The 21,942-nt window shown below is 37.2% G+C and carries 20 protein-coding genes, 1 other RNA gene, 1 pseudogene and 1 riboswitch; of the genes and pseudogenes, 6 read left to right on the top strand and 16 right to left on the bottom strand.

What is annotated here, in order from left to right:
• The first annotated feature begins 38 nt into the window (after positions 1 to 38).
• The 3 genes from ACEN36_RS02400 (at position 39) to ACEN36_RS02390 (ending at position 2,516) form a co-directional block, all read left to right on the top strand.
• On the top strand, positions 39 to 1,016 hold the full coding sequence (locus tag ACEN36_RS02400; protein ID WP_407125852.1) for an acyltransferase family protein: 978 nt from the start codon (positions 39 to 41) through the stop codon (positions 1,014 to 1,016).
• A 64-nt stretch (positions 1,017 to 1,080) separates the two neighbouring features.
• A complete protein-coding gene (locus ACEN36_RS02395; protein WP_407096901.1) occupies positions 1,081 to 1,965 on the top strand; it encodes a fumarylacetoacetate hydrolase family protein in 885 nt (294 codons plus the stop codon).
• Between the two features lie 218 nt (positions 1,966 to 2,183).
• The gene (locus ACEN36_RS02390; protein ID WP_407095937.1) at positions 2,184 to 2,516 is read left to right on the top strand and encodes an MGMT family protein; all 333 of its coding nucleotides are present in this window, start codon (positions 2,184 to 2,186) and stop codon (positions 2,514 to 2,516) included.
• A gap of 63 nt (positions 2,517 to 2,579) precedes the next feature.
• Here ACEN36_RS02390 and ACEN36_RS02385 read toward each other — a convergent pair whose 3' ends face one another.
• The 6 genes and pseudogenes from ACEN36_RS02385 to ACEN36_RS02360 form a co-directional block, all read right to left on the bottom strand.
• Positions 2,580 to 3,389: an aldo/keto reductase family protein gene (locus ACEN36_RS02385; protein ID WP_407102181.1), complete on the bottom strand. Its 810-nt coding sequence runs from the start codon at positions 3,387 to 3,389 to the stop codon at positions 2,580 to 2,582.
• Between the two features lie 79 nt (positions 3,390 to 3,468).
• A complete protein-coding gene (locus ACEN36_RS02380; protein ID WP_407095935.1) occupies positions 3,469 to 4,065 on the bottom strand; it encodes a type 1 glutamine amidotransferase family protein in 597 nt (198 codons plus the stop codon).
• Positions 4,066 to 4,241: 176 nt separating this feature from the next.
• Positions 4,242 to 4,808 (bottom strand): polymer-forming cytoskeletal protein, encoded by a 567-nt coding sequence (locus ACEN36_RS02375; protein WP_407102183.1) that lies wholly within the window; start codon positions 4,806 to 4,808, stop codon positions 4,242 to 4,244.
• A 335-nt stretch (positions 4,809 to 5,143) separates the two neighbouring features.
• Entirely contained in the window at positions 5,144 to 6,952 is a 1,809-nt protein-coding gene (uidA, locus tag ACEN36_RS02370; RefSeq protein ID WP_407125851.1) for a beta-glucuronidase, read from the bottom strand.
• A gap of 22 nt (positions 6,953 to 6,974) precedes the next feature.
• Positions 6,975 to 7,847, bottom strand: a complete 873-nt coding sequence (locus ACEN36_RS02365; protein ID WP_407125850.1) for an AraC family transcriptional regulator — start codon at positions 7,845 to 7,847, stop codon at positions 6,975 to 6,977.
• 168 nt (positions 7,848 to 8,015) lie between these two features.
• Positions 8,016 to 9,494 (bottom strand): annotated as a pseudogene (locus tag ACEN36_RS02360) (MFS transporter).
• 297 nt (positions 9,495 to 9,791) lie between these two features.
• A riboswitch (M-box (ykoK) riboswitch) is annotated at positions 9,792 to 9,957 on the top strand.
• A 417-nt stretch (positions 9,958 to 10,374) separates the two neighbouring features.
• Between ACEN36_RS02360 and ACEN36_RS02355 the strand changes: the two are divergent.
• The 3 genes from ACEN36_RS02355 to ssrA all read left to right on the top strand — a co-directional run bounded on the left by ACEN36_RS02355 (position 10,375) and on the right by ssrA (position 11,479).
• Positions 10,375 to 10,734, top strand: a complete 360-nt coding sequence (locus tag ACEN36_RS02355; protein ID WP_407125849.1) for a cation transporting ATPase C-terminal domain-containing protein — start codon at positions 10,375 to 10,377, stop codon at positions 10,732 to 10,734.
• Entirely contained in the window at positions 10,731 to 10,928 is a 198-nt protein-coding gene (locus tag ACEN36_RS02350; protein ID WP_407125848.1) for a hypothetical protein, read from the top strand. The genes ACEN36_RS02355 and ACEN36_RS02350 overlap by 4 nt, the downstream gene beginning before the upstream one ends.
• 183 nt (positions 10,929 to 11,111) lie before the next feature.
• Positions 11,112 to 11,479: a transfer-messenger RNA gene (ssrA, locus tag ACEN36_RS02345) on the top strand.
• A gap of 340 nt (positions 11,480 to 11,819) precedes the next feature.
• Here the strand turns inward: ssrA and ACEN36_RS02340 are convergent.
• From ACEN36_RS02340 to secG, 10 genes are all read right to left on the bottom strand, one after another.
• Positions 11,820 to 12,602: a Cof-type HAD-IIB family hydrolase gene (locus ACEN36_RS02340; protein WP_407102185.1), complete on the bottom strand. Its 783-nt coding sequence runs from the start codon at positions 12,600 to 12,602 to the stop codon at positions 11,820 to 11,822.
• 69 nt (positions 12,603 to 12,671) lie between these two features.
• Positions 12,672 to 13,352, bottom strand: a complete 681-nt coding sequence (locus tag ACEN36_RS02335) for a histidine phosphatase family protein (protein WP_407125847.1) — start codon at positions 13,350 to 13,352, stop codon at positions 12,672 to 12,674.
• A gap of 268 nt (positions 13,353 to 13,620) precedes the next feature.
• Positions 13,621 to 15,588 (bottom strand): fructose-1,6-bisphosphatase, encoded by a 1,968-nt coding sequence (locus ACEN36_RS02330; protein ID WP_407102186.1) that lies wholly within the window; start codon positions 15,586 to 15,588, stop codon positions 13,621 to 13,623.
• 118 nt (positions 15,589 to 15,706) lie between these two features.
• Positions 15,707 to 15,850, bottom strand: a complete 144-nt coding sequence (locus tag ACEN36_RS02325; protein ID WP_407102187.1) for a hypothetical protein — start codon at positions 15,848 to 15,850, stop codon at positions 15,707 to 15,709.
• A gap of 159 nt (positions 15,851 to 16,009) precedes the next feature.
• On the bottom strand, positions 16,010 to 16,171 hold the full coding sequence (locus tag ACEN36_RS02320) for a hypothetical protein (RefSeq protein WP_407125846.1): 162 nt from the start codon (positions 16,169 to 16,171) through the stop codon (positions 16,010 to 16,012).
• A 184-nt stretch (positions 16,172 to 16,355) separates the two neighbouring features.
• Positions 16,356 to 17,621 (bottom strand): extracellular solute-binding protein, encoded by a 1,266-nt coding sequence (locus ACEN36_RS02315; RefSeq protein ID WP_407125845.1) that lies wholly within the window; start codon positions 17,619 to 17,621, stop codon positions 16,356 to 16,358.
• Between the two features lie 280 nt (positions 17,622 to 17,901).
• Positions 17,902 to 18,360 carry an SsrA-binding protein SmpB gene (gene smpB / locus ACEN36_RS02310; protein ID WP_407125844.1) on the bottom strand — a complete coding sequence of 153 codons (459 nt, stop codon included), beginning with the start codon at positions 18,358 to 18,360 and terminating at the stop codon, positions 17,902 to 17,904.
• Between the two features lie 19 nt (positions 18,361 to 18,379).
• A complete protein-coding gene (gene rnr / locus ACEN36_RS02305; RefSeq protein WP_407125843.1) occupies positions 18,380 to 20,758 on the bottom strand; it encodes a ribonuclease R in 2,379 nt (792 codons plus the stop codon).
• 3 nt (positions 20,759 to 20,761) lie between these two features.
• On the bottom strand, positions 20,762 to 21,505 hold the full coding sequence (locus tag ACEN36_RS02300; RefSeq protein ID WP_407102192.1) for an alpha/beta hydrolase: 744 nt from the start codon (positions 21,503 to 21,505) through the stop codon (positions 20,762 to 20,764).
• Between the two features lie 157 nt (positions 21,506 to 21,662).
• On the bottom strand, positions 21,663 to 21,899 hold the full coding sequence (gene secG, locus ACEN36_RS02295; RefSeq protein ID WP_407095905.1) for a preprotein translocase subunit SecG: 237 nt from the start codon (positions 21,897 to 21,899) through the stop codon (positions 21,663 to 21,665).
• Positions 21,900 to 21,942: the final 43 nt, after the last annotated feature.

Here is a 21,942-nt window from a genome sequence, read left to right as displayed (position 1 = left end):
GATAAACAAAGAATCATTCAGGAGGCACATATTTAGAAATGAAGTACAATAAGAATATTGACGTGATAAAAGGTATAGCAATCATTTTTGTTGTCTTGATTCACAGTTTCAACGATGAAACGTTACAAAAAATCGGCGGCCCTTTTTATTTACTGCAAGCAGTCCCTTTGTTTTTAATTATTTCAGGCTACAATCAAACTCAATCTTATAATCGACATGCTCTAACGTCTTTATCAGAATTTTATCGCCCCATTTTTCTTTTGAAAAAATTGTATCGGCTCTTTCCGATAGCTCTCATTATTTACGCTTTACAGGCTGTTTTTGGCCCTGAAGAACACTCCTTTTTCTTTTACTTGATCGGACGCGGAGGTTATGGAGGCTATTACATCTCTATTATGATTCAAGCCATCCTTGTATTGCCTTTGCTTTATATGTTGGCAAAAAAAACCACCCTGCTGACCATGCTGATATTTAGTTTTATCGGAAACTTGGGGTATGAATACTTTTCCTATTCTTTCGATATGCCTAGTTTCTTGTATCGATTATTAGTGTTCCGATACCTTTTTGCACTCGCTTTGGGCGTGTGGTACGTCTTTGATGGTCATCGTTCCTATGCAGACAAACTAATGAAAATAGGAGCTGCATTTAGTATTTGGTATCTTTTGGTAGTTCATTATTTTGACATTTCGGTGCCTTTTTATTCGTTCGAGACCTCTTGGAGAGGGCAAAATCCGTTGTCCTTTTTCTACACTGTATTCATTTTTCACTTAGGTTTGAAGTATCTCTCGACTTTTAAAATGCATGTTATCAAACAAGGTCTCATTTTTCTGGGTAAAAGATCATACGCTATCTTTATTGTCCAAATGTTGTATTTTTGGCTTTTGTCTGCTTACTTTGAATGGCCGGAATCGTTATTTCTGTTGGACGTTGTAGTTTCATGCGCATTAGGCTCGGTACTTTACATTATAGAGCAGAAATATGTTAGCGGGAAAATCAGACTGCTTTTCCATTTGTGAAAAGCAGTCTTTTTGAATTTCAACTCAGATTCTTTTATACTTCTTTTAATAGGAAGGTGATCCGATGAAAATCGTTCATTTTAAAAAACAAAATATTGAAAAGATAGGCATCAAAACGAATCAAGGTATTTTAGATGTTCGTAGAGCTGCTAAAGTCCTAAATGAGCCTTCTATTGATTCTATGGATGCACTTTTTAATGATCCACAAAATGGGTTAGCACAACTAAAACATTTACTGCAAAAAGTATCGGAAAAACAACTTTCTAATGTTTACATCAATGAAGAAGATATCTATTTCTTGCCTATCTTCACCCAACCAGGCAAAATCATTACGGTCAATTACAACTATTTACTGCATGCTTCCGAGCAAATTGAATCGGTCCCGACCGTACTTTCATTTGGTGGAAAATTTAAGAATAGTTTAGCAGCACACAATCAAAATATTCCTCTGCCTACTTTTGCTGAGAAGTACGATTTTGGAGCGGAACTGGTCATAGTGATCGGAAAGAAAGCAAAAATGATTTCTTCAGAAACAGCTCTGAAGCATATCATAGGCTATTCCATTGGAAACGACTTATCGGCACGAGATTTACAAGAATCTTCCCAATCTCAATCAGTAGGAAAAATGCTGGATTACTTTGCGCCTGTTGGCCCTTATCTTGTCACAAAAGATGAGGTAGATCCTGATGACTTAGACATTTCCTTAACGCTGAACGGAGAGTTATATCAACACAACAATACTCGAAATATGCTGTTCAGTTGCGCTGAAATCGTGAGTCTGCTTTCTCAATATATGACTCTTTTACCAGGAGACCTCATTTTTACTGGAACCCCTGAAGGTGTCCTGGAAGGGAACAGTCGTTTACCCGAATCTAATTGGATTTCTTCAGGAGATACGATCAAGGTGCTCATCAGTGGTTTAGGAACGTTGACCAACAGCTTCTTCTAGTTGGCTCAATTTTAAAAAGCCGTCCAATTTAAGAATGGATGGTTTTTTTGTGATTTTAACGCTAAAATGAACTAAAGACAGCTTTTTTAGGGCTACTCCATCATCTAAATAACTTTAGCTGAAGAGAGGTATTGTCAAAGTCAGTTGAGAAACAAACTATGAACAGCGGCGCTTGCTGTTATAGTCAATAACCTCTAAATTAGAAAGGACCCATACATATGACAACATTTACAGAACGTGTAGTTCGGATCATCCGCTCTATTCCAACTGGAAAAGTAATGACTTATGGTCAAATTGCTGCTCTTGCTGGTAATCCACGCGGAGCGCGTCAAGTAGTCCGCATCTTACATTCAATGAGTCAAAAACATGATTTGCCATGGCATCGGATCATTAATGCCAAAGGAGAGATTGCTATAAAAGATGAGGTGGGATCTTTTACTCAAAAAGATCGTCTGTTGTCTGAAGGTATCATGCTGACGCGGTCGGGAAAAGTCGACCTCACTCGTTATCGTCACCAGCCAATTACTGAATGGATACCTGAAGAATATTAATCAGGTATTAAAAAAGAGCTACCCGCTTAAGAAGTTTTCTCTTAAGCGGACAACTCTTTCATTTTACAGCGATTCAATAATGATCATGTGTTCATCAGTCAATTCAAAATCAAATAATTCCAAGTTGGAAGTTTGTCGCTCATTATTGTGTGATTTAGGAATCACGACTACACCTCTTTGGATTTGGTAACGCAGCAAGACTTGTCCCCAGTTTTTGCCGTAGTTTTCAGCAATTTTATTGAGTTTAGCAATCTGTTCATCTGTTACTCTACTTAACGGTCCCCAAGCTTCTGCGACAATGTCATTTTTTTGCATATACTCGATGACTTCATTATTCCAAGTATGCGGGTTGGATTGAATCTGGTTTACAGCTGGTTGGATACGTGCAAATTGCTGCACCTTTTTCAACAAATCAATATCAAAATTCGATACACCGATAGATTTGATTTTTCCGTTGTCTACAAATGATTCCAGCACTTCCCAAGTGTGTTTTAATTTATCTTCATCTTCAATGGGATGATGAATCAGATACAAGTCAATGTAATCTGTTTGAAGGTTCTTCAAACTATTTATTACTGTTTGTTCTACCGCTTCTTTTGTACCGATATAAGCTTCATCTGCCGGAATTTTAGTCGTAATATAAAACTCTTCCCTCAGCACTCCGCTGTCAGAAATAGTTTCTCCAACACCAGCTTCATTTCGATAAGAAATAGCTGTATCGATCAATCGATATCCTGATTGAATAGCTTGTTCCAAAGCGCTGAAGTCCCCATTCAACTCTCCATTGTACTGATTGCCTTCTTTTCCATACGTGTTCGTCCCAGTACCAACTAGTGGTATCTTTAACCCATTTGCTAATGTGATGGTCTCCATGAAATTTCCCCCTACTGTATGTTAACTTACAGTATCTAGAATACCATTAAATAGTTTCCCTTCCTAAATCTTTGCTGATTTATTTTTCATTGGACCTTTTTCTCACAAACCCATTCTTGAAATTATCGTACCATGCGTCAATTTCTTCTAAATCATCGATTTTTAATAGTTTGTAGATTTCATAAGCAAAATCGACCGCTGCTGTTTCATTTGCTGTGATGACATCATCATCTCGGACTACTTGTTCATCCAAAAAATGAGTTTCCCCACGGTACCCGCTTTGTTTTTCAAAAAATTCAAAATTGTCTCCAGTGTGTTTTATATGATCCAGAAAGCCATGTTTTCCTAGAAAAATGGTTGCCCCGCAAATAGCAGCAATAGGAATTTGTCGGTCTCGAACTTGTTTGATAAATTCGGCTATTTCATCATATCGATTGTCTGCCCAAGAAAACCCACCAGGCAGGATCACTAACGCCAAACGACTGAAATTCGTATACTCCTTAATATCATAATCAATCTCGGTACGTAACCCGCCAATAGACGTTTTGGATTCTTTATCAAAAGAAATAGTCTTCACCGAATAATTTGCTGCAGAATTTACTTCTGCTATGGCATAAGCAGCCTCCCAGTCTGCCCATTGATCTGTTAATAACAATAATACTTCTTTTGAAGTCATAAGATCCCCACCCTCTGTTGTCTTGCACTTTGTTAAGTTTATTTTACCAAAAGCAATAGCTTGGCACTACTAATTGTATACAACAAACAGATTGTTTTGGAACGTCAAAAAAGAACTCTCTTGTCTTCTAGGAGTAAAGACAAGAGAGTTCCAATTTTTTCATGTTTTGTGAGGTGTTATTCAGCTACTGTGATTTCTCCAGTTACTGTACCTTCATCTAATTTAGCAGAGTCCATTAATTCTTGAGAATCAAATGTCACGTTTCCTTCAACAGTTGATCCAGCAAGTTCGAACCCTTCTTCTTTAACGATCACATCTCCAGCAAATGTACCATTTTGGATTCTGAAGTTTGGAGATTCAACAGTCATTGATGGAGCAGTTAAAGTAAATTCATCTGTAACATTGCGGTCGTCATCTTGTGCATATAAAGCTAATTTACGGTATACATCTCCACTGTCTTCCCCGCCATCATGGAAAGTTCCAGCTACCATAATATCTTCATCTACAGTAACATCTTCTGTAATCGCATAAATCCATGTACCGTTTTCGCTAAGTCCTGCTAATACATCTGCAGGATCGTTGCTGATAGATGCGCTTGTTACTACTTCTGTGCTTTCTGCAGCGGAAGAAGCTGTTGATTCACTTTCTGTAGCAGTATCATCACTTCCACATCCAGCTGCCAATAGGATCACTGATGCACAAACTCCAAAAAACAAGTTTCTTTTTTTAATTGATTTACTCATAATACTTCTTACCTCCATATTTTGCTATCCGTTTTCAAAGTTGTCAAAATAGCTTTATGTATCCATACCTGCTCTCTTAATAACTTCATAGATAGCATACAAAATTTTTGTGAAAAAATCAACATATTTGTTTTGTGAAAGCGTATTTTTTTGATTTTTTTGCATTATTTCATCCATACATCACAGATAAACAGAATAGAACCGCCAATAATTAGACTATATTCCCTAATTGATGGTTTTAACTATTAAAGAATCACAAAGTCACTTTTACACAAGTGCACCGTTTACTCTACAAAAAAAGCACAGAAAACAGGTAAGTTTCTGTGCTGAGTACTTTATAGGTGTTTCTTATTTTTGTAATTAAAATCTGGAATAGCTGTCCAGCGTTGTTTTAAAACATGTGCAATCATTTTGGGTTCTCTTGCGCGTGTGAATATTCCTTTTTTATTCCCTTGAACGCGGTTGATGCCCACTTTTGTTTCAAAGTCAGCGAAATTCCACAATTGTTCTCCAATCACATGTTCATACTCATCGAAAACTTTGTGGTACATATCGTAATAACGTACTTGATATTCTTCTGTAAATGGAATGTCATCAATAGCATGGTAACCAGGAACAGTATCTGCCCCATATTCAGTGAACATCACAGGTTTTCCAGGATACATATCCTTCCACAAGTCTAATTCAGCACGCAAAGCTTTTTCACCGGCTTTTAAATCTCCAGTTTGTACATACCAACCGTAGTAACGATTCAATGCAATGACATCCAATAAATCGGCTACCAAATCTTTATCTGGAGTCGACATCATGATATTGACAATCGTTATCGGACGACTTTGAGGATCTAATTCTTTCGTCAAATTGATTAGCGGTTCAAAATATTCGCGAGCTCCTTCTTCATGAAGAGCAGGTTCATTGGCAATGGACCATAAAACAACACAAGCTAAGTTTTTATCGCGGTCGATTAGTTCACGAATAACTTGTTCGTGAGCTTGAGTTGTATCCATCATATCCCATGTATTAGCAGTTTCTCCTTCACCAGACAACATAAAATCAAATGCTGAAAATAACCCGACAGCTGTAGTTTCATCAATAACTACAATTCCTTCTTTATCTGCTAAACGCATCATCTCTTCTGAATAAGGGTAGTGAGATGTACGGAATGAGTTGGCTCCGATCCATTTCGTCAAATTCAAATCCAGTACATTAGCCGTCTCATTCAAGCCGCGTCCATTGAGATAAGTGTCTTCATGTTTTCCAAAACCTTTGAAATAAAACGGTTTTCCATTAATCAAGAATTGATTGTCCCCAACTTCAACAGTCCGGATACCAAACGGCTCTTCATAGACATCTATCAATTCTCCAGCAATAAACCCTTCCACTCGAGCAATATAATGGTATGCATTCATTGGTTCCCATAAATGAACATCTTCGACTGTCAACTCCGACTCTACACCCTTGCTGCTGGCAACGACTTCTCCTTCCTTATCTATAAGAGTGACTTTTACCTCATCAAATTGACCAGCAGTTCGCACTACAGTAAAGATTTTTGCAGCATTCCCATCTACTTGATGAGAAATGATGATATCATCTATATAATTGTGTGGAGTCGTATAGACTTTTACTGGACGATGTAGACCGGCGTAGTTGAAGAAATCAAAATTCTCACTTGATTTGCGAATCACATTTCCGTTTTCGTCAGTGGTTTCGCTGTAATTTCCAACAGGCAGTGTCGTGTAATCTAAAATGTTGTTGACAGATACGGTTACCCTGTTTTTTCCATTTACTAGTGCGTCATTGATAGTGGCTTCAAAAGGTGTAAATCCTCCAGTATGCTCTACCACTTTTTGGCCGTTTACATAAACGGCCGCTTTATGAGTTGCTGACCCAAAACGCAAGACAATTCTTTCAGACAGTAAAGGCTTTGCAATCGTAAACTCTTTTTCGTACCAAACTGTTCCAACATGTCTGCGAATCTCTGAAAGAACTCCTTGGTCATTAAATGAGCCCGGTACTGCCATTACAGCATCGGTCACTAATGGCTTCGTTACGTCTATTTCTTTTGTTTCATCATCTAGATAAAATTTCCAGACATCATTTAAATCAGTCAATGTACGACTTTCAGTAGCAATTGGATATAACATAAATAAAAATTCCTTTTCTTTTTTAATCGTGCTTTGAACCAGCGGTCATATTAGCTTCAACTTCTTTTCGATATCTATTGGGTGTCATACCTATCTTTTTCTTAAAGAAACGATTAAAGTGCGCATCACTTTCAAATCCGCAATCGTAAGCTATTTCTTTTAAAGTCTTTTTAGCTCCGGAAACTTCTATTTGAAATTTGGCTTGAACTAAACGGTAATCCATTAAAAATTCCATCACAGAATAACCAGTAGATTCTTTGAAGACGTGGGAAATATATGATTTGCTGATATTTAATTTTTTTGACAGTTTCTCAATAGTGATTTTTTCAGTAAAATGCTGTTGCAAATAAGTCGCGATTTTTTCAGCATACTTATCTTTTTCGCTTTTTATTTCTTTCATCCACACGATTGGTTTGCGCTTTGCTTGATAGACTTTCAACAAAAACATGCTTAAGACGAGTTTTATCTCTGCTTCCTGCGTAACTGTAAATTCTTCTTTAGATAAATCAGCTAATTTTTTACCCAATTCGATGATGTTATTGTAGCACTCTTGATCTTCAATGCGAAAAATTTGGTGTGGAAAATCTCTGAACACGTCTAATAAATAAAGAGCATTTAATTCTTTCAGACTACTCTCTATCCAAGCGGCAGAAAAGTGAATCATACTGCGTTCATATAATTCGCTCTCTTCAAGCACATGTGGTTTATGAAGTTCCGTGCCATCTAAAGCAATGATATCTCCTGGTTGCAAATCATAAATTTGATTATTGATCAGGTATCTGCATTTTCCCTGATGGAAAAAATACAGTTCATATTGCTGGTGGGAATGATAGTTAAGACTATAGTATTGGCCTTTTACATGTACCAAAGCATTTATTTTTTCTGGAATTATCATTTAGATCATCCTCTAATTTCCTATTCAATCTGTCCTTCTTTATAACAAACAATAAGCTGTCAAAATTGACTCAGAAACTTATTTGAATTCATTGTAACAAAAAAGACGATAAGTTCCATTTTCACATTGGTACTTACCATCCTTTATTAAAAGCTTTATTCTGTTTCTTTATTTGCCAGCATTTCTTCTTTCTTCTAAAACTTCTTGAATTTCAGCCATTCGTTTGCTATCTAATTCATAAAATCTCATAGCGATTAATGAAGCAATCCAAGCAAGAATCAATAAACCAATGAACAACAACATCGTTACCCAGAAAATATTTTCTGTATAGGGAGTTTCCGTTGTGGGGAATACTTCAGTAAAGCCGACCCAGGCTAAAGTAATACCAATAATGGTTTGTCCAAAAGAAGAAATCATTTTATCCACAAATGAGAAGATCGTTCCCATTACACCAGGTGCATAACGGCCTGTTTTATAGGTTTCATAATCTGTAATATCTGGAATCATTGGAATAACAATCCCACCTGATACTGTTTTCACACCATTACCTAGAATAAACAATACTAAGAAAGCGATTGTCATGAATCCCTTGTTGTCAAAGCTGATTTGAGAAGGATCTCCTAGTAACAATAGAGCAAATAGCGCAGAGTAAATAATGATACATGCCCATGTTGCAGTTACTAAAGCCTGCTTAGAACCTAATTTACGAGCATATCTTGTACCGATTTGGATAATAATCAAAGAAGGAATCATTGTGTAAGCTGATACTTGACCATACAATCCATAATCCCCGATTACGACACCAAATAACAAGACCATTACAATAGCATTATTTGCAACTGTTAAGGCTAACTTATCAGTTGCCGCAGCAACAATCAACATTTGTAAAGGTCGGTTCCCTTTTAAAATCCCAAACATGTCTTTTAAACCAATTTTTTCTTGTTTTCCACCTGTACCAAAATTTTCTGTTCTATCGTGCTTCCAAATACCAGCAACTGCCAGTAAAGTTAACACTCCTACCATTAACACTACTGTGATAACAAATTCAGCAAAGAAAGCTTCATTAAAACCACCATGTTTTGGTTCTAGATAATTTGATACATAAACAGCAGCACCAGCAAAGAATAAAGACGTATAAGACAAATCAAATGTAGAGAATAATGGCCGTTGATTTGGATCATTGGTTAATACCGACTGGCCAGATTTTGTACAAGCTGTCTGGAAAGTGTACCCAACAATATAAATCAAATACAACACTATAAATTAAGCCAAACGTAAGTTTTCTGGAATTAAATGATTGGTAAAAAACAATAATAACGTGGTAATGGTCATAACAACATAACCAGAAATCATAAACGGTCTGAATTTCCCTAACTTACCATCAGTTTTATCAATCCAAAGACCGATAATTGGATCAGTAACACCATCCCAGAGACGACTAGCTGTAATGAGCGTTGAAACTAAGACAGTTCCTAATCCAACAACTCCTGTTGCATAATAGGATACAAAAGTCATTAAAAACATAAATGCGTTTGTTGCTGTATTATTTAGTGCAAAAGCTCCAATTTGCCAAACTTTAGCTGTCCGATATTTAGCAGGCTTTCTAGTAGCCAGATTATCTGGATGTACATCAATTACTTTTTCCATTTTATTCACTCCCATTCTTCATATGTCACAACAGATACCGCTTTCATTTCATCTCTAACTAAACCATCTCTTCCCCTTTCTTATTCTTAATGATATTAAAGCAACACAAGTATCGTTATACGATACCAATTTAATAAATATGATACTAGTATATCAGCAAATGAAACTTTTTACATTGACTGTGAATCCGTAAGTATTACTTAAAGATTGACTGATTAGGCTTTTTTAAATGATTATTTTTCTTCCATCAAACTTGACTTATAAATTTTTTTGAACTAGCATGGCAAACGAAATGAATAAAGCTTCTGTTAGACGAGGCTCCTATATGGAAAAACGCTGCTGCACAAAAACGTCGAGAGACACCAATGGGTCAACAGGAATGATCGACGCAAGGTCATTCTTAACGTAGCTGTTGAACAATCTACGCCATATAGTGCTAAAACTCAACGATGGAGAAGGCATAATGTTTTTTTAACATGCAAAAAAATATTATCTAGATATGGAATGTTTACCCTTTATTTGGATTGGGTATTCAAGCATATACTCTGTCGTCAGATGGGGTGTATGCTTTTTTTGTTGTTTTGCATTCTGTACAACGAAGGTAAATTATCATATGGAAACCTTACAGATTCGTTTCAAAATAAACGATAAAAATGAGGTGAAAGGTATGGAACAAAGCTCTGCTAGTGATTGGAAAACTAAAAGAGAAATAAGTCATGCTACCATAACCCATTTTATTCGGCTGATGATGTAGCACGCTTATTTTCCTTTAAGTCAAGGAGGAAAACATAATAGTAAACAAAAAAATTCTATTTATACCGAAAAAAAATCAAAAAATAACCAACTAAAAGAAATCGGTTATCTGACAGAAAAAACTTTTTTGGCACGATTACACACTCAAATAGAAGGGCTCTCTATCCAATTGCTCGTTCAAAATCTGATTTATGACGTTGCACAATTAGCCATTCCTTGGGACAAAATGGATTCTGAAAATCTCATGGAACCAGCTACTTGGAAAACTGCTGATTTGCTGAAATTTACTTTCAGCATTGGACCAATCAGTTCCATTTTTGATATTTTGACTTTCTTGTTGATGTGGTTTGTTTTCCAAGTAAACTCTGTGCAAGATGCACCTTTTTTCCATTCAGGATGGTTTGTTATCGGATTGATTACTCAGACAGTCGTTGTGCATATTATTCAAACGAAAAAATTCCATTTATTCAAAGCAGAGCTAGTATGAGTGTGATTCCTTCAACACTAGCTGTTATTGCAGCAGCTATCTGGATTCCTGGTAGCCCGCTAGGTACGTTTTTTGACTTTGTGGCTTTGCCAGTAATTTACTGGAAATGGATGATTTTAATTATTACAGCTTATATCGTTACAACTCAAATCGTTAAAGACATTTATATCAAAATCAACAAGCAATGGTTATAATGGACTTGCATGACAGAAAAGAAAGTTTTATAGTCTGCTTAAAAGGCAGCTTAAGCTTTCTTTTTTTTATTTCCGGAGCGAACATACTTTCTTTTGATTAGTAGATGTGGTATGATAGTTGCAGAGTTAGATAGATGACTATTATAGTACCTTAGGTACTAAGTCTGTACTCCCTTTTATTTCGGGGGCGTTACGGATTCGACAGGCATAGGTCGAGCTTGGATCGCGTTTCGTAGGTTACGGCTACGTAAAAACGTTACAGTTAAATATAACTGCTAAAAACAATAATAACTCTTACGCTTTAGCTGCGTAATAACAGCTTAGTGTAGATCCTCTCGGTATCGCCCATGTACTCGAGTAAGGGTCCTATAATCAGTGGGATACACTAAATCTTTCCGTCTGCAAGATTTAGAAGAGATTATCAGACTAGCAAAGTACGATGCCTGTTGTGCGGCTAATACTAAGCGAACTTTTAAGTAGTATAACTATAAACGTAGACGTCTAGGTGTCGTTATGTTTGGACAGGGGTTCGACTCCCCTCGTCTCCATACAATAAAAAAGCAGCAAATACTGATTTGTCAGTATTTACTGCTTTTTTTGTTTTCTAAACAAAAGCTGTTGTGGTCAAGTGGTTCTCCCCTATTCTAAACGCTCCTTTAAAGGGTTATTTATGAACAGAGGACTAAACGTTTCAGCCATTTTGTGTATAAAAGCTGATGGAGTAAATTGCTATGATGATAAGCTTAGTTTGATCATCATCCAGAGACACTGAATGATGATCATTGCAGTTTGAATCACCATAAGGCAAAATAGTGGACTATCCCCCACCATGCAACAAATCCCATTCACAAAAGTGCGAATGGGATTTGCTTATCGAAATAAATACAACTGCTAAATTAAATTGTATTTTTTCAAACCTTCTATAATGCCGCCTTCTACATTGCTAAATGAGGTAACGTAATCAGCTACTTCTTTTACTTCATCCACTCCATTTTGCATGGCGATACCATAATCAGCATAGGCAATCATTTCTCTATCGTTTGGACCATCTCCAAAAGCATACGTTGGAACATTTTCAAGGCCTAGTAATTTTTCTAATTCTTTGATCCCAGTTGCTTTGGAATTGTTTTTAATAATAGTGTCTACGCTATACGGTGTATTGCGGTAAAAAGACAATTGAGGAAATTTAGAACGAAAATCCTCATCGTAACTAGGATCATCATTAATAATCAGCGCCATCAATACTTCTTCCTTCAAATGAAAAGCAGCATCCACTTCAGGTGGTTTCGTATGGATATTTTTATAAGCGGTGATCATTGTTTGAGTATCCTTCGTCGTGCGGATCTTATCATGTGTGTACATAGATAAAGGAAAGTCATACTTATCGGTAGCAGATTTCAATTCATTCATCAATTTTTTCGGAATAGCACTTCGGTATATTTCCTTTCCTTCATAAACAATATATTGGCCATTCAGTGTAATAAAAGAATCTATCGGGCTATTTTCCAATACATGTTCAATCTCAATCGGACTGCGGCCAGTCGCTACAAATGGAATAATATTTTTTCGCTTCATACTTTCTAATGCTTCACTGATTTCTTGATCCAACTCTGATTTAGCATTCAATAACGTTCCATCTAAATCAAAAAATACAAGTCCTTTAGGTGTAGTCAATGCTGTACCTCCATATTTGTTGTTCATCCAGTTGTACTCAACTGAATGTGTATAACTGATTTGCTCAGCTTATTCTTTCAAATCTTTAAAGTGTCTGACTTCATTGTATTTTTCCAAATGGTAAGCACCATTTTGATAAGAAGCAATAGAGACACTTGCGTTTAAAAGAGGTTGCGGATTTTCTAGCTCTGCTACTAAATTATTCAGTAAGTAGCGGATGGTATTTCCATGAGCCACTACCAATACTTTGTCTCCAGTATCACGATGTTTACTGATCAGTTTCATCAACCCTTCTTCAATTCTGGTCCAGAAGGTTAAAAAATCTTCTGCATCGTGATACGGATCAGCTTTTTTAGTCGCATTCATTCGTTCGGGAATGCTTGCCTGTGCAAACATTTCAGGAACGGAAGGATAATTCAGTTCTTGGTTGATCGTTTCCCAAGCGACGTCTACATTTTCACCTTCAAAGAAACCAAAAAAGACTTCCCTGAATTCCGGCATCATTTCAATTTTTAAATTTTCAGCCTGTTTATTTTCTTCTAAAATAATACTTGCTGTTTGAACCGTACGGCTTAAGTCACTTGTGTACACTGCATCAAATTCTACATCCGCTAATCCTCTAGCGCTACGATACACATCTTCCGTACCTTCTTCTGTCAATGGTGTGTTACTCCACCCTTGTATCTTTCGGTAATGATTAAAATACGTTTGTCCATGACGAACAAAATAAAATGTACAACCTTTACTCATTTTCATTTCCTCCAGTGCACTGATTTCAGAATCTTCTATTTTTATTGTAACAGAAAGCCGTTATAAATTAATGAAAAAGAGTTTTTTTATTCGTTAAATAAATACAATACATTAAAAACACTCTTTGTTTTATTTTTGATTTTACCTCAATTGTCACATAAAGCTGGTTGGCTATTGTTTTGCCAGCTTCACAAACCAAAATAACTGTTTCCTACCAGTTAAGTAAGAAACAGTTATCTTGGTTACTGACTCCATAAATGGACATCATTTATTTTATGTTCTCTGGGATATCCCCGTTACGGTAAGCATCGAGCAACGCTTTCAGATCAGTTACTTGATCTTGCAGTTTTTTACCGATATCCGTTTCTTTCACTTTCTTTCGTTCCAATTCTTTATCTACCACTCGTCGGGTAGAAACAATGTCTATCTCATTCTCGATCGCTTCCTGAGGAGACGTGAAGGGTTGATGAGAAACCAGCATCATTCCAAACGAATTATACAGCAACGTATATCCAGCTAAACCTGTCGTTCCTTGATAAGCTTTTGAAAACCCACCATCAATGACCAACATTCTGCCATCTGCTTTGATCGGATCTTCTCCTCTTTTTTCTTTTACCGGTGTGTGCCCATTGATGATGCGACCTTTAGTCGGATCTAAGCCAAATTCAGCTAATATCTTTTCACAGGTCTCAACTTCATTGCGCATACGGTAATAAGCATTTTTCTTTTCTTCATGACAAGCCTTGTCTTTTACATAATAGCGTTCAAAAGTCGTCATTTGGTCTTTCCCAAATAAAGAAGAAACAGGTCCTGTCCACAAATACCAAACTAAATCTAAATACTTATGGTTGTTGCTTCTGTTTTGATACAAAAATCCTTTTCTTACGGCATCTTCAAACTTATCCAACAAAGAATGTCCATAGACATAGTTGCCTCTTATTTCCATTCCCATAAAGCTTCCATCTTCATTCAACGGAATACACCCATGGAACAATAAATTATCATTGTATGTCAGATACATACTTCCTTTATTGATCAAATAAGAAATGTGTTTTTGTAATTTCCCACTGTTTTTAAAACCTTCTGTTAATTTATCCACAATCCATTGTTCATCATCTGTTAATTTGAACGGGTCTGTCGGATCGATGGTGGGAAAGTTGGTGCTCAATAAAGGATATTCTTGTCCTCTAATGGTGATGGTGCCATTTTCGTAATCAATTTTGTTTAACAACAGACGGTGTTCCAAATGAAACTCTGGATGTCTTTCAATAATGGCTGCTTCTAATTTAAATTGAATAACCGCAATAGCTTGATGAATCTTTGTATTCTGAATAATCTCTTCTTTTAAGATATTGGTCTCAGGATTCACTTTAGGCGCAAAACAACTGTCAGCATCTCCAGTATACGTAGATTCCGCAAAGTTGGACAAATAGCGCAATGAGATTCCATAGCTGTCTTCTAAAATATCTAAGTTATTGTAGCGTGCAGAAATACGGATCACATTTGCCATACACACTTCTGAACCAGAAGCAGCTCCGATCCATAAAATATCGTGGTTTCCCCATTGAATGTCAACGGAATGATGGCGGATCAAAGCATCAATAATTTTATCCGGATAAGGACCTCTATCGTAAATATCTCCCACCACATGCAAGTGGTCAACAACTAAACGTTGGATCAAATAGGACAATGCTGTAATATACTCTTTCCCTCTGTCCAATGAGATGATACTATCGATGATCTCACTGTAATAATTATCTTTATTTGAAAAGGTCCCATCTTTAAAAAGCAATTCCTCTGTAATATAAGAGAATTCCTCTGGCAAGGATTTCCGTACTTTTGATTGAGTGTACTTGGAGCCAACAAATCGGCACAATTCAATTAGTCTAGAGATAGTGATGCGATACCACTCACGTGCTTCTTCTTCCGTTTCAAAAGTTTTCATGATATCTTCCGTTTTTTCTTCTGGATAATAGATTACTGTCGCTAACGTGTTCATTTCTTTTTGGGTCAATCGATCAGTAAAAATCTCTCCAATCTTTTCTTTGATATTTCCCGAACCATTTCGCAGGACATGTTGAAATGCATCATATTCCCCGTGGATATCACTAACATAGTGTTCTGTTGCTTTGGGTAAATTCATTATGGCTTCTAGATTGATGATTTCAGAAGTCGTTGATCCGATCGTCGGGTATTCTTTTGCCAACATCGTTAAATATTTATTTTTCATTTCCATTTCAACCGCCCCTTTCTTTTTCACCTATACCAATTAGTATAGCATTGTTCTGGTTACCTGTTGATAAAAAAACAAAAAAACTACGGCTGTAGTTTTTTCGTTTGCTCTTTGGATAGATTTATTCAGGTACTGCCAAAGCTTCAACAATAGAATCTTCAATCTTTTCTGGAGTCGTCAGAGATGCGAATCGTTCCATAATTTCTCCATCTCGCCCAATTAAAAACTTCGTGTAACTCCATTTTTTTCTTCCTTTTTGTTTCATTCACTAAATATTGATATAACGGATGAGCTTTCGCACCATTCACCAATACCCTTTCAAACAAAGGAAAGTAACCCCATATTGAGTAGAATAAAAAGCAGCAATCTCTTGTCCTTCTAACAGTTCTTGGTTCATGGATTGATAGGAAAAAAAACTAGTACGTTAAAACTCTTGTTTGATAGTTTGATGCAGTTCTTGCAACCCTTCCAGCTGTGGAGCCAGTCCACATTCACTAGCCCTATTCACAATCAACAACGCTTTTCCTTTGTATTCAAACAGGGAAACTGTTTCTTGATCGATTGTCTTTACATTAAATTGATACATACACATTTTCTTTTTCCTACTTTATCACATAACCGTTAAAAAAGCACAATATTGTCCTTGGCACTTGAAAGTAAAGCCAGCACACTAAAAATCTAAAACCGCTAACACCTGCTTGGAAAGTACCCAACAGATGCTAGTGGTCTGTTTAACCTATCATTTAAATCTTCATTTTATTCTAAATGGCTCACTCGTATTTCTGCTCAATCAGTTGTTGAATCACTTCAACGGTATCATTAGCAGATTCTTCAGCTGATTTATTTCCAGATACAGTATCAAAAATCATATTTTTAGCATTGTCCCATACTTCTGCAGTTTGTGGAATATTTGGCATCGGATTAGCATTTTCGTATTGTTCAACAACAGCAGCTTCTACTTCTGTTCCTTCTTCAAGCAAAACTTGTCTAGTTTCTATATTTGCTGGAATTTGTTGAACCATTTCATAGAACGCTAGTTGGTTGTCATGTGTTGTGATGTATTCCAACCATGCCTGTGACAATTCTATATCTTCCGAGTAGTTACTGATGACCCATCCCCTGCCTCCAGCAAAAGGTTGATAGTTCTCCCCATTGGGTAAAGTAGGGATCGTCGTTACTCCGAAGTTTACTCCGCCTTCTTCATAATTAGCAGCTCCCCAAGGCCCATTAATGACCGCAGCTGTTTTTCCATCGATAAATGAAGTATCTATAAAGTCTCCCACTGTTCCCTCATCCTGCATTCCTTGTGGCCATTGTGCATACCATTCAGTAAGGTACTCCAATGCTTCAACAGACCCTTCATTGTTCAAGCCAACGTCTGTCGGATCTGTGCCTTCATCGCCAAATATATAACCCCCGTAGCCTGCAAACAATCCATATGAATAATAGAAATCAAGCCAATTGGCTAAGAAGCCGGTATTTTTTCCCTCTTCTATATCAAAATTGTATTCTTCATTTTGCATCAGTGCTTCTAAATCTTCAAATGTAGTAGGCTCTGTTTCTACCAAATCTTTGTTGTAATAAAGGACTAATGTTTCCAATAAGTATGGTATGCCATAAATCTGGTCATCCACAGTGACTTGTTGAATATCCGTATCATTAAAACGCCCGTCATCTGGTACTGTTACAGTAGCCAAGTGCCCTTGTTGAGCCAATTGGCCGATTCGATCATAAGGAATCATCATCACATCTGGTCCAATTCCAGCCGGACCATCTAAAGGCAAGGCTTCTGCCTGCTCTAATTGCTCACGGAAAACAAATTCTACTGTCACATCATGTTCTTCTTCAAAGTCGCCTTTTATGGACTCAAAATAATCTGAATAAATTTCCTCTATCGATACCGTCAAAACCTTTTCTCCTGAGTCTCCTGCATTTTCCTGACCAGATTCACCGGAATCATTGTTTCCACAACCAGCTGCCCCTAAAGCTCCTGCTAAAAACAAACCAGCCAGAGCTCTTTTTACTCTTATCTTCATCACCCAATCAGCCCTTTCTTTTTTATGTCTCCATGATAAGCGTACACAAAAATGATAGCGATTACAAAAAATAAGCATAAAAAATCAGCTCACCTGTCAAACGTTTCATCTCATATCCTACTATTTTTCCTCTAAATAAGTGGTCGAAATAAGCTATTATGTAAGATAAGTCTAAACCGTTATATCTCACGAAATATACAACATTGTGTCAGTGGATAAATTAAAAAATCTGAAAGCCGGGATATTTCCCCTAACTCTCAGATTTTTCATGCTGCTATTTCTAACGTGCTTTCATAGCTCTGTCTATTTCTCGTTTTTGATCTTTCCGCTTCAGGTCTTCACGTTTATCGTATTTTTTCTTCCCTTTAGCGAGACCGATCAATACTTTGGCATACCCATCCTTGATGTACACTTTTAACGGAATCAATGTATAACCACTAGATTTGGTTTCCCCAATCAAACGAGCGATTTGTTTTTTGTGCATCAACAATTTGCGCGTACGAACCGGATCATGATTGAATACATTTCCTTGTTCGTATGGACTAATGTGCACATTTTGAAGATAAACCTCGCCATTTCGAATAGTAGCATACCCATCTTTTAAGTTGATGCGGGCGGCTCGTATCGATTTAATCTCTGTCCCTTTCAGAACAATTCCAGCCTCAATGGTATCTACAATGGCATAATCATGTCTTGCTTTTCTATTTTGGGCAAGAACTTTTCCGCTGCCTTTTGGCATAATCCTTTGCCTCCTTCACTCATTTTTTACCTTTTTTCTTTCCTTTCTTTTTCGCAACATCTTTATAGAAAGGTTGATTCTTTTTCGTTTTGTCTCTTGAAGATTTTTTCCCTTTTTCAGTCGCTGTTTTTTTGCCTCTTCTATGCTGTTCTTTAGAAGGGCGTTTCGTATCACGCTTTTTGTGTTTTCCTTTTTGAGTTTGACTCGGATCTGCTTTTACTTCCAGTTCAGGATCTGAGATCAATTCAAAATCGATTTCGCGTAATTCAGGATCTGCTTTGGTCACTTTGATTTTAACTTTTTGACCAATACGGTAAACAACCCCTGTACGCTCTCCGATCAGCATCAATTGTTCTGGGATAAAGTTAAAATAGTCATCACGCATAGTTGAAATGTGGACCAAGCCCTCGATCGTATTAGGAAGTTCTACAAACAGACCAAATTTAACCACTGATCCAATGACACCTTCGTAAATTTCTCCAACTTTATCTGCCATAAATTCCGCTTTTTTCATCGAGTCGGTTTCACGTTCAGCATCTACAGCTCGTCGTTCCATTTTCGAACTTTGCTCAGCGATTTCCGTCAGCATACCTTCCCATTTTTTCTTTTCAGCTGTTCCGGTACCATTTTCTTCATAGGCACGAATCAGACGGTGTAAAATCAAATCAGGGTAACGTCGAATAGGCGATGTAAAGTGAGAATAATATTCAGCCGCTAAACCATAATGTCCTAAAGGCTCCACATCATACTTAGCTTGTTTCATACTCCGTAACATCATAGTCGAAATAACGGCTTCTTCAGGCTTGTCTTTTACTTCTTTTAGCACGTTTTGCAACGCTATTGGTGTGACGTTTGAACTTGAACCCCTCATACTGATTCCGAATGCTGTTACAAACTCCATGAATTTTTGCATGCGATCACTGTCTGGTTGTTCATGTACACGATAAATTAGCGGAAGATCCATTTTAGAATAATGTGCAGAAACGGTCTCATTTGCAGCCAGCATGAATGATTCGATCAATCGCTCGCCCACACCGCGTTCACGAACCACAACATCTAATGGATGCCCCGATTCATCGACTACAATTTGTGCTTCGGAAGAATCAAAATCAATAGCTCCTCTATGCACACGTCGATTTTCAAGAATGTGATGTAATTCGTCCATCAATTCAAACATATCCAATAAATCAGCATTTTTTTCGCGTACTTCAGGATCTTTATCCATCAAAATAGCGTTCACGTCTGAATACGTCATTCGGCGGTAAGAACGGATCACACTTTGGAAAATCTCGTGACTGACGATTTCCCCATGAGAATCAATTTCCATTTCACAGCTCATAGTCAATCTATCCACATTTGGATGCAATGAACAGATTCCATTTGATAAACGTTGCGGCAACATAGGGATAACACGATCCGTTAAGTAAACACTTGTTGCACGTTCAAAAGCATCCCCATCTAATGGTGAATCTTCTGTTACATAGTAGGAAACATCCGCAATATGGACTCCTAAATGATAATTTCCATTTTCTAAGCGACGTACCGTTACAGCGTCATCCAAGTCCTTGGCATCAGCGCCGTCAATGGTGATGACGACTTCATTCCGTAAATCTTTCCTGCCTTCAATGTCTTTATCAGAGATCTTATCCGGTACTGCATCCGCTTGTTTCAGTGCAGCTGGAGAAAACTCTGTTGGAATCCCATTGTCGTAAACAATCGATAAAATATCCACACCAGGATCATTTTTATGCCCAATGACTTTTTTAACTAGTCCCTGCATGCTTTGAGTGTATTCATGATCCGGATAGTGGGTAATTTCTACAATGACGACTGACCCATCTACTGGTTTTACCCCTTCCGCTTTGATAAATACTCGATAACTGTTGAGCTTTTTATCTCTAGGATCAACGTAACCATATAATCCAGTTTCTTCAATACCTTCATCACTATAAGCCCAGAATTCGCCTACTAACTGAGTCAAGTTGCGCTCTAAAATAGCCGTGATTTTCCCTTCAGGCCCTTTGTCATTCCAAGGTTCTGCAGGATTAACGATATCGACACTGACTTTATCTCCATCTAAGGCAAAATTGGTTCGATTAGGCGGAATATAGATATCCACTTCTTCATCTTCGATCGATACAAACCCAAATCCTCTATCACTCGCTCTAAAAACTCCTGACAATACCGGATCTTGTTTAGGTAATTTCAATTTCCCGCTGCGAGTAAGAAAAAGCTGCCCTTCTCGTTCCATTTCAGCCACTGTAGTGACCAATTCTTTAAAATCTTTCGCACTGCCTTTATTTAAACCTTCACTTAAATCTTTGATTTCAAACGACACCGCTTTGTGCTCATTCATATAAACTAAAATTGCTTGTTTTAAGACTTCTTTACTTGTCATTGATTATCCCCCGTTCCACTGCAATGCAGTTAGGAAGTTAAGTACGTCTTGTTCTAATTCCTTACGTTCTGGCCCTACTGTTACTGCATGCGGACTATTTTCGTACCAGTGAAAATCAACATCAGCATTAGTAAATGCATCTCTCAATTCATACGCAATGTTGCTATCGATCAATTCGTCTTTTCCCGCTTGACCGATAAAGATATTTTTCTCCACATTTCCGTAATGAGAAGCCATTTCATCTACCATATCACGAATACCCGCCAATTGTTTGTCCAGCTTATCTTCTAATTCAGGAAGTCGTTCTTGGATGGCTTCTGTTGATTCCCCTTTTTTTTGCTTTAAAATCTTCATTAAGTTCAAAAACTCTTTTCTAACGTTCGAGGTTTCATTATGGATAGCAGGTGAACTAAATGTACCACTAGCCAGTAAATCTTCCTCCAGCATCAATTTAGTGGCTATAATGCCGCCTAACGACAAACCGAATGCCACAACTTCTTGATGTCCTTCATCTCTTAAAAATTGCAAGGCTTTTTTAGCATCCTTTACCCACTCTTGGGGTGAATGATCTAATACCGTTTCTAGATCATCCGTCCCATGACCACTGAATGTGGGACTGTAAACCGTATAATGTTCTTTCTCTAAAGCGCGCCCTAACATACGAACGTCATTTGGCGTACTGCTGTATGCATGAAACAACAGTACAGCCTTTTCTCCACCTTTAAAATAAAACGATCTATCTCTCATGTAATGTCTCCTGCTTTCTTTCTGATACTTTTATTTTACTTGAAATTGCACCATATTCCTATCAATACACTAAAAAGGTTTGCTGCGATTGATTGGTGATGTTGATAGTACGAATATAAAAAAAGCTGCCTTAACATATAGGCAGCTTTTTAAGTATTTAATTTGCGGATAAGTATGCTAAAGCAAGAGCTAACACGATAAACAACGTTCCTAGAACTATTGTGATCCGTTTTAACACAGCTTCAAATCCACGTGATTTTTGTTTTCCAAATAATTGTTCTGCTCCTCCACTTAAGGCACTGGAAGCACTGTTTGTTTTGCTTGGCTGCATGGCAACAATAATAATCAGTAACACAGATACGATTAATTCAGCAATTAAAAGTGTATTGTACAACTTCATTGCCCTCCCGTCTAGCTTTTCTTCTATCATTCACTTT

Source organism: Desemzia sp. FAM 23989 (assembly GCF_045528345.1).
GTDB lineage: Bacteria > Bacillota > Bacilli > Lactobacillales > Carnobacteriaceae > Desemzia.
Note: the sequence above shows the minus strand (reverse complement) of the source record. Positions and strands in the feature narration are given on the sequence as shown.

What these genes read in the sequence shown, in the direction of transcription:
- ACEN36_RS02400 (WP_407125852.1), top strand. Translation starts at nt 39, where the DNA reads ATGAAGTACAATAAGAATATTGACGTGATAAAAGGTATAGCAATCATT.
- ACEN36_RS02395 (WP_407096901.1), top strand. Translation starts at nt 1,081, where the DNA reads ATGAAAATCGTTCATTTTAAAAAACAAAATATTGAAAAGATAGGCATC.
- ACEN36_RS02390 (WP_407095937.1), top strand. Translation starts at nt 2,184, where the DNA reads ATGACAACATTTACAGAACGTGTAGTTCGGATCATCCGCTCTATTCCA.
- ACEN36_RS02385 (WP_407102181.1), bottom strand. Translation starts at nt 3,389, where the DNA reads ATGGAGACCATCACATTAGCAAATGGGTTAAAGATACCACTAGTTGGT.
- ACEN36_RS02380 (WP_407095935.1), bottom strand. Translation starts at nt 4,065, where the DNA reads ATGACTTCAAAAGAAGTATTATTGTTATTAACAGATCAATGGGCAGAC.
- ACEN36_RS02375 (WP_407102183.1), bottom strand. Translation starts at nt 4,808, where the DNA reads ATGAGTAAATCAATTAAAAAAAGAAACTTGTTTTTTGGAGTTTGTGCA.
- uidA (WP_407125851.1), bottom strand. Translation starts at nt 6,952, where the DNA reads ATGTTATATCCAATTGCTACTGAAAGTCGTACATTGACTGATTTAAAT.
- ACEN36_RS02365 (WP_407125850.1), bottom strand. Translation starts at nt 7,847, where the DNA reads ATGATAATTCCAGAAAAAATAAATGCTTTGGTACATGTAAAAGGCCAA.
- ACEN36_RS02350 (WP_407125848.1), top strand. Translation starts at nt 10,731, where the DNA reads ATGAGTGTGATTCCTTCAACACTAGCTGTTATTGCAGCAGCTATCTGG.
- ACEN36_RS02335 (WP_407125847.1), bottom strand. Translation starts at nt 13,352, where the DNA reads ATGAGTAAAGGTTGTACATTTTATTTTGTTCGTCATGGACAAACGTAT.
- ACEN36_RS02330 (WP_407102186.1), bottom strand. Translation starts at nt 15,588, where the DNA reads ATGGAAATGAAAAATAAATATTTAACGATGTTGGCAAAAGAATACCCG.
- ACEN36_RS02325 (WP_407102187.1), bottom strand. Translation starts at nt 15,850, where the DNA reads ATGAAACAAAAAGGAAGAAAAAAATGGAGTTACACGAAGTTTTTAATT.
- ACEN36_RS02320 (WP_407125846.1), bottom strand. Translation starts at nt 16,171, where the DNA reads ATGTATCAATTTAATGTAAAGACAATCGATCAAGAAACAGTTTCCCTG.
- ACEN36_RS02315 (WP_407125845.1), bottom strand. Translation starts at nt 17,621, where the DNA reads ATGAAGATAAGAGTAAAAAGAGCTCTGGCTGGTTTGTTTTTAGCAGGA.
- smpB (WP_407125844.1), bottom strand. Translation starts at nt 18,360, where the DNA reads ATGCCAAAAGGCAGCGGAAAAGTTCTTGCCCAAAATAGAAAAGCAAGA.
- rnr (WP_407125843.1), bottom strand. Translation starts at nt 20,758, where the DNA reads ATGACAAGTAAAGAAGTCTTAAAACAAGCAATTTTAGTTTATATGAAT.
- ACEN36_RS02300 (WP_407102192.1), bottom strand. Translation starts at nt 21,505, where the DNA reads ATGAGAGATAGATCGTTTTATTTTAAAGGTGGAGAAAAGGCTGTACTG.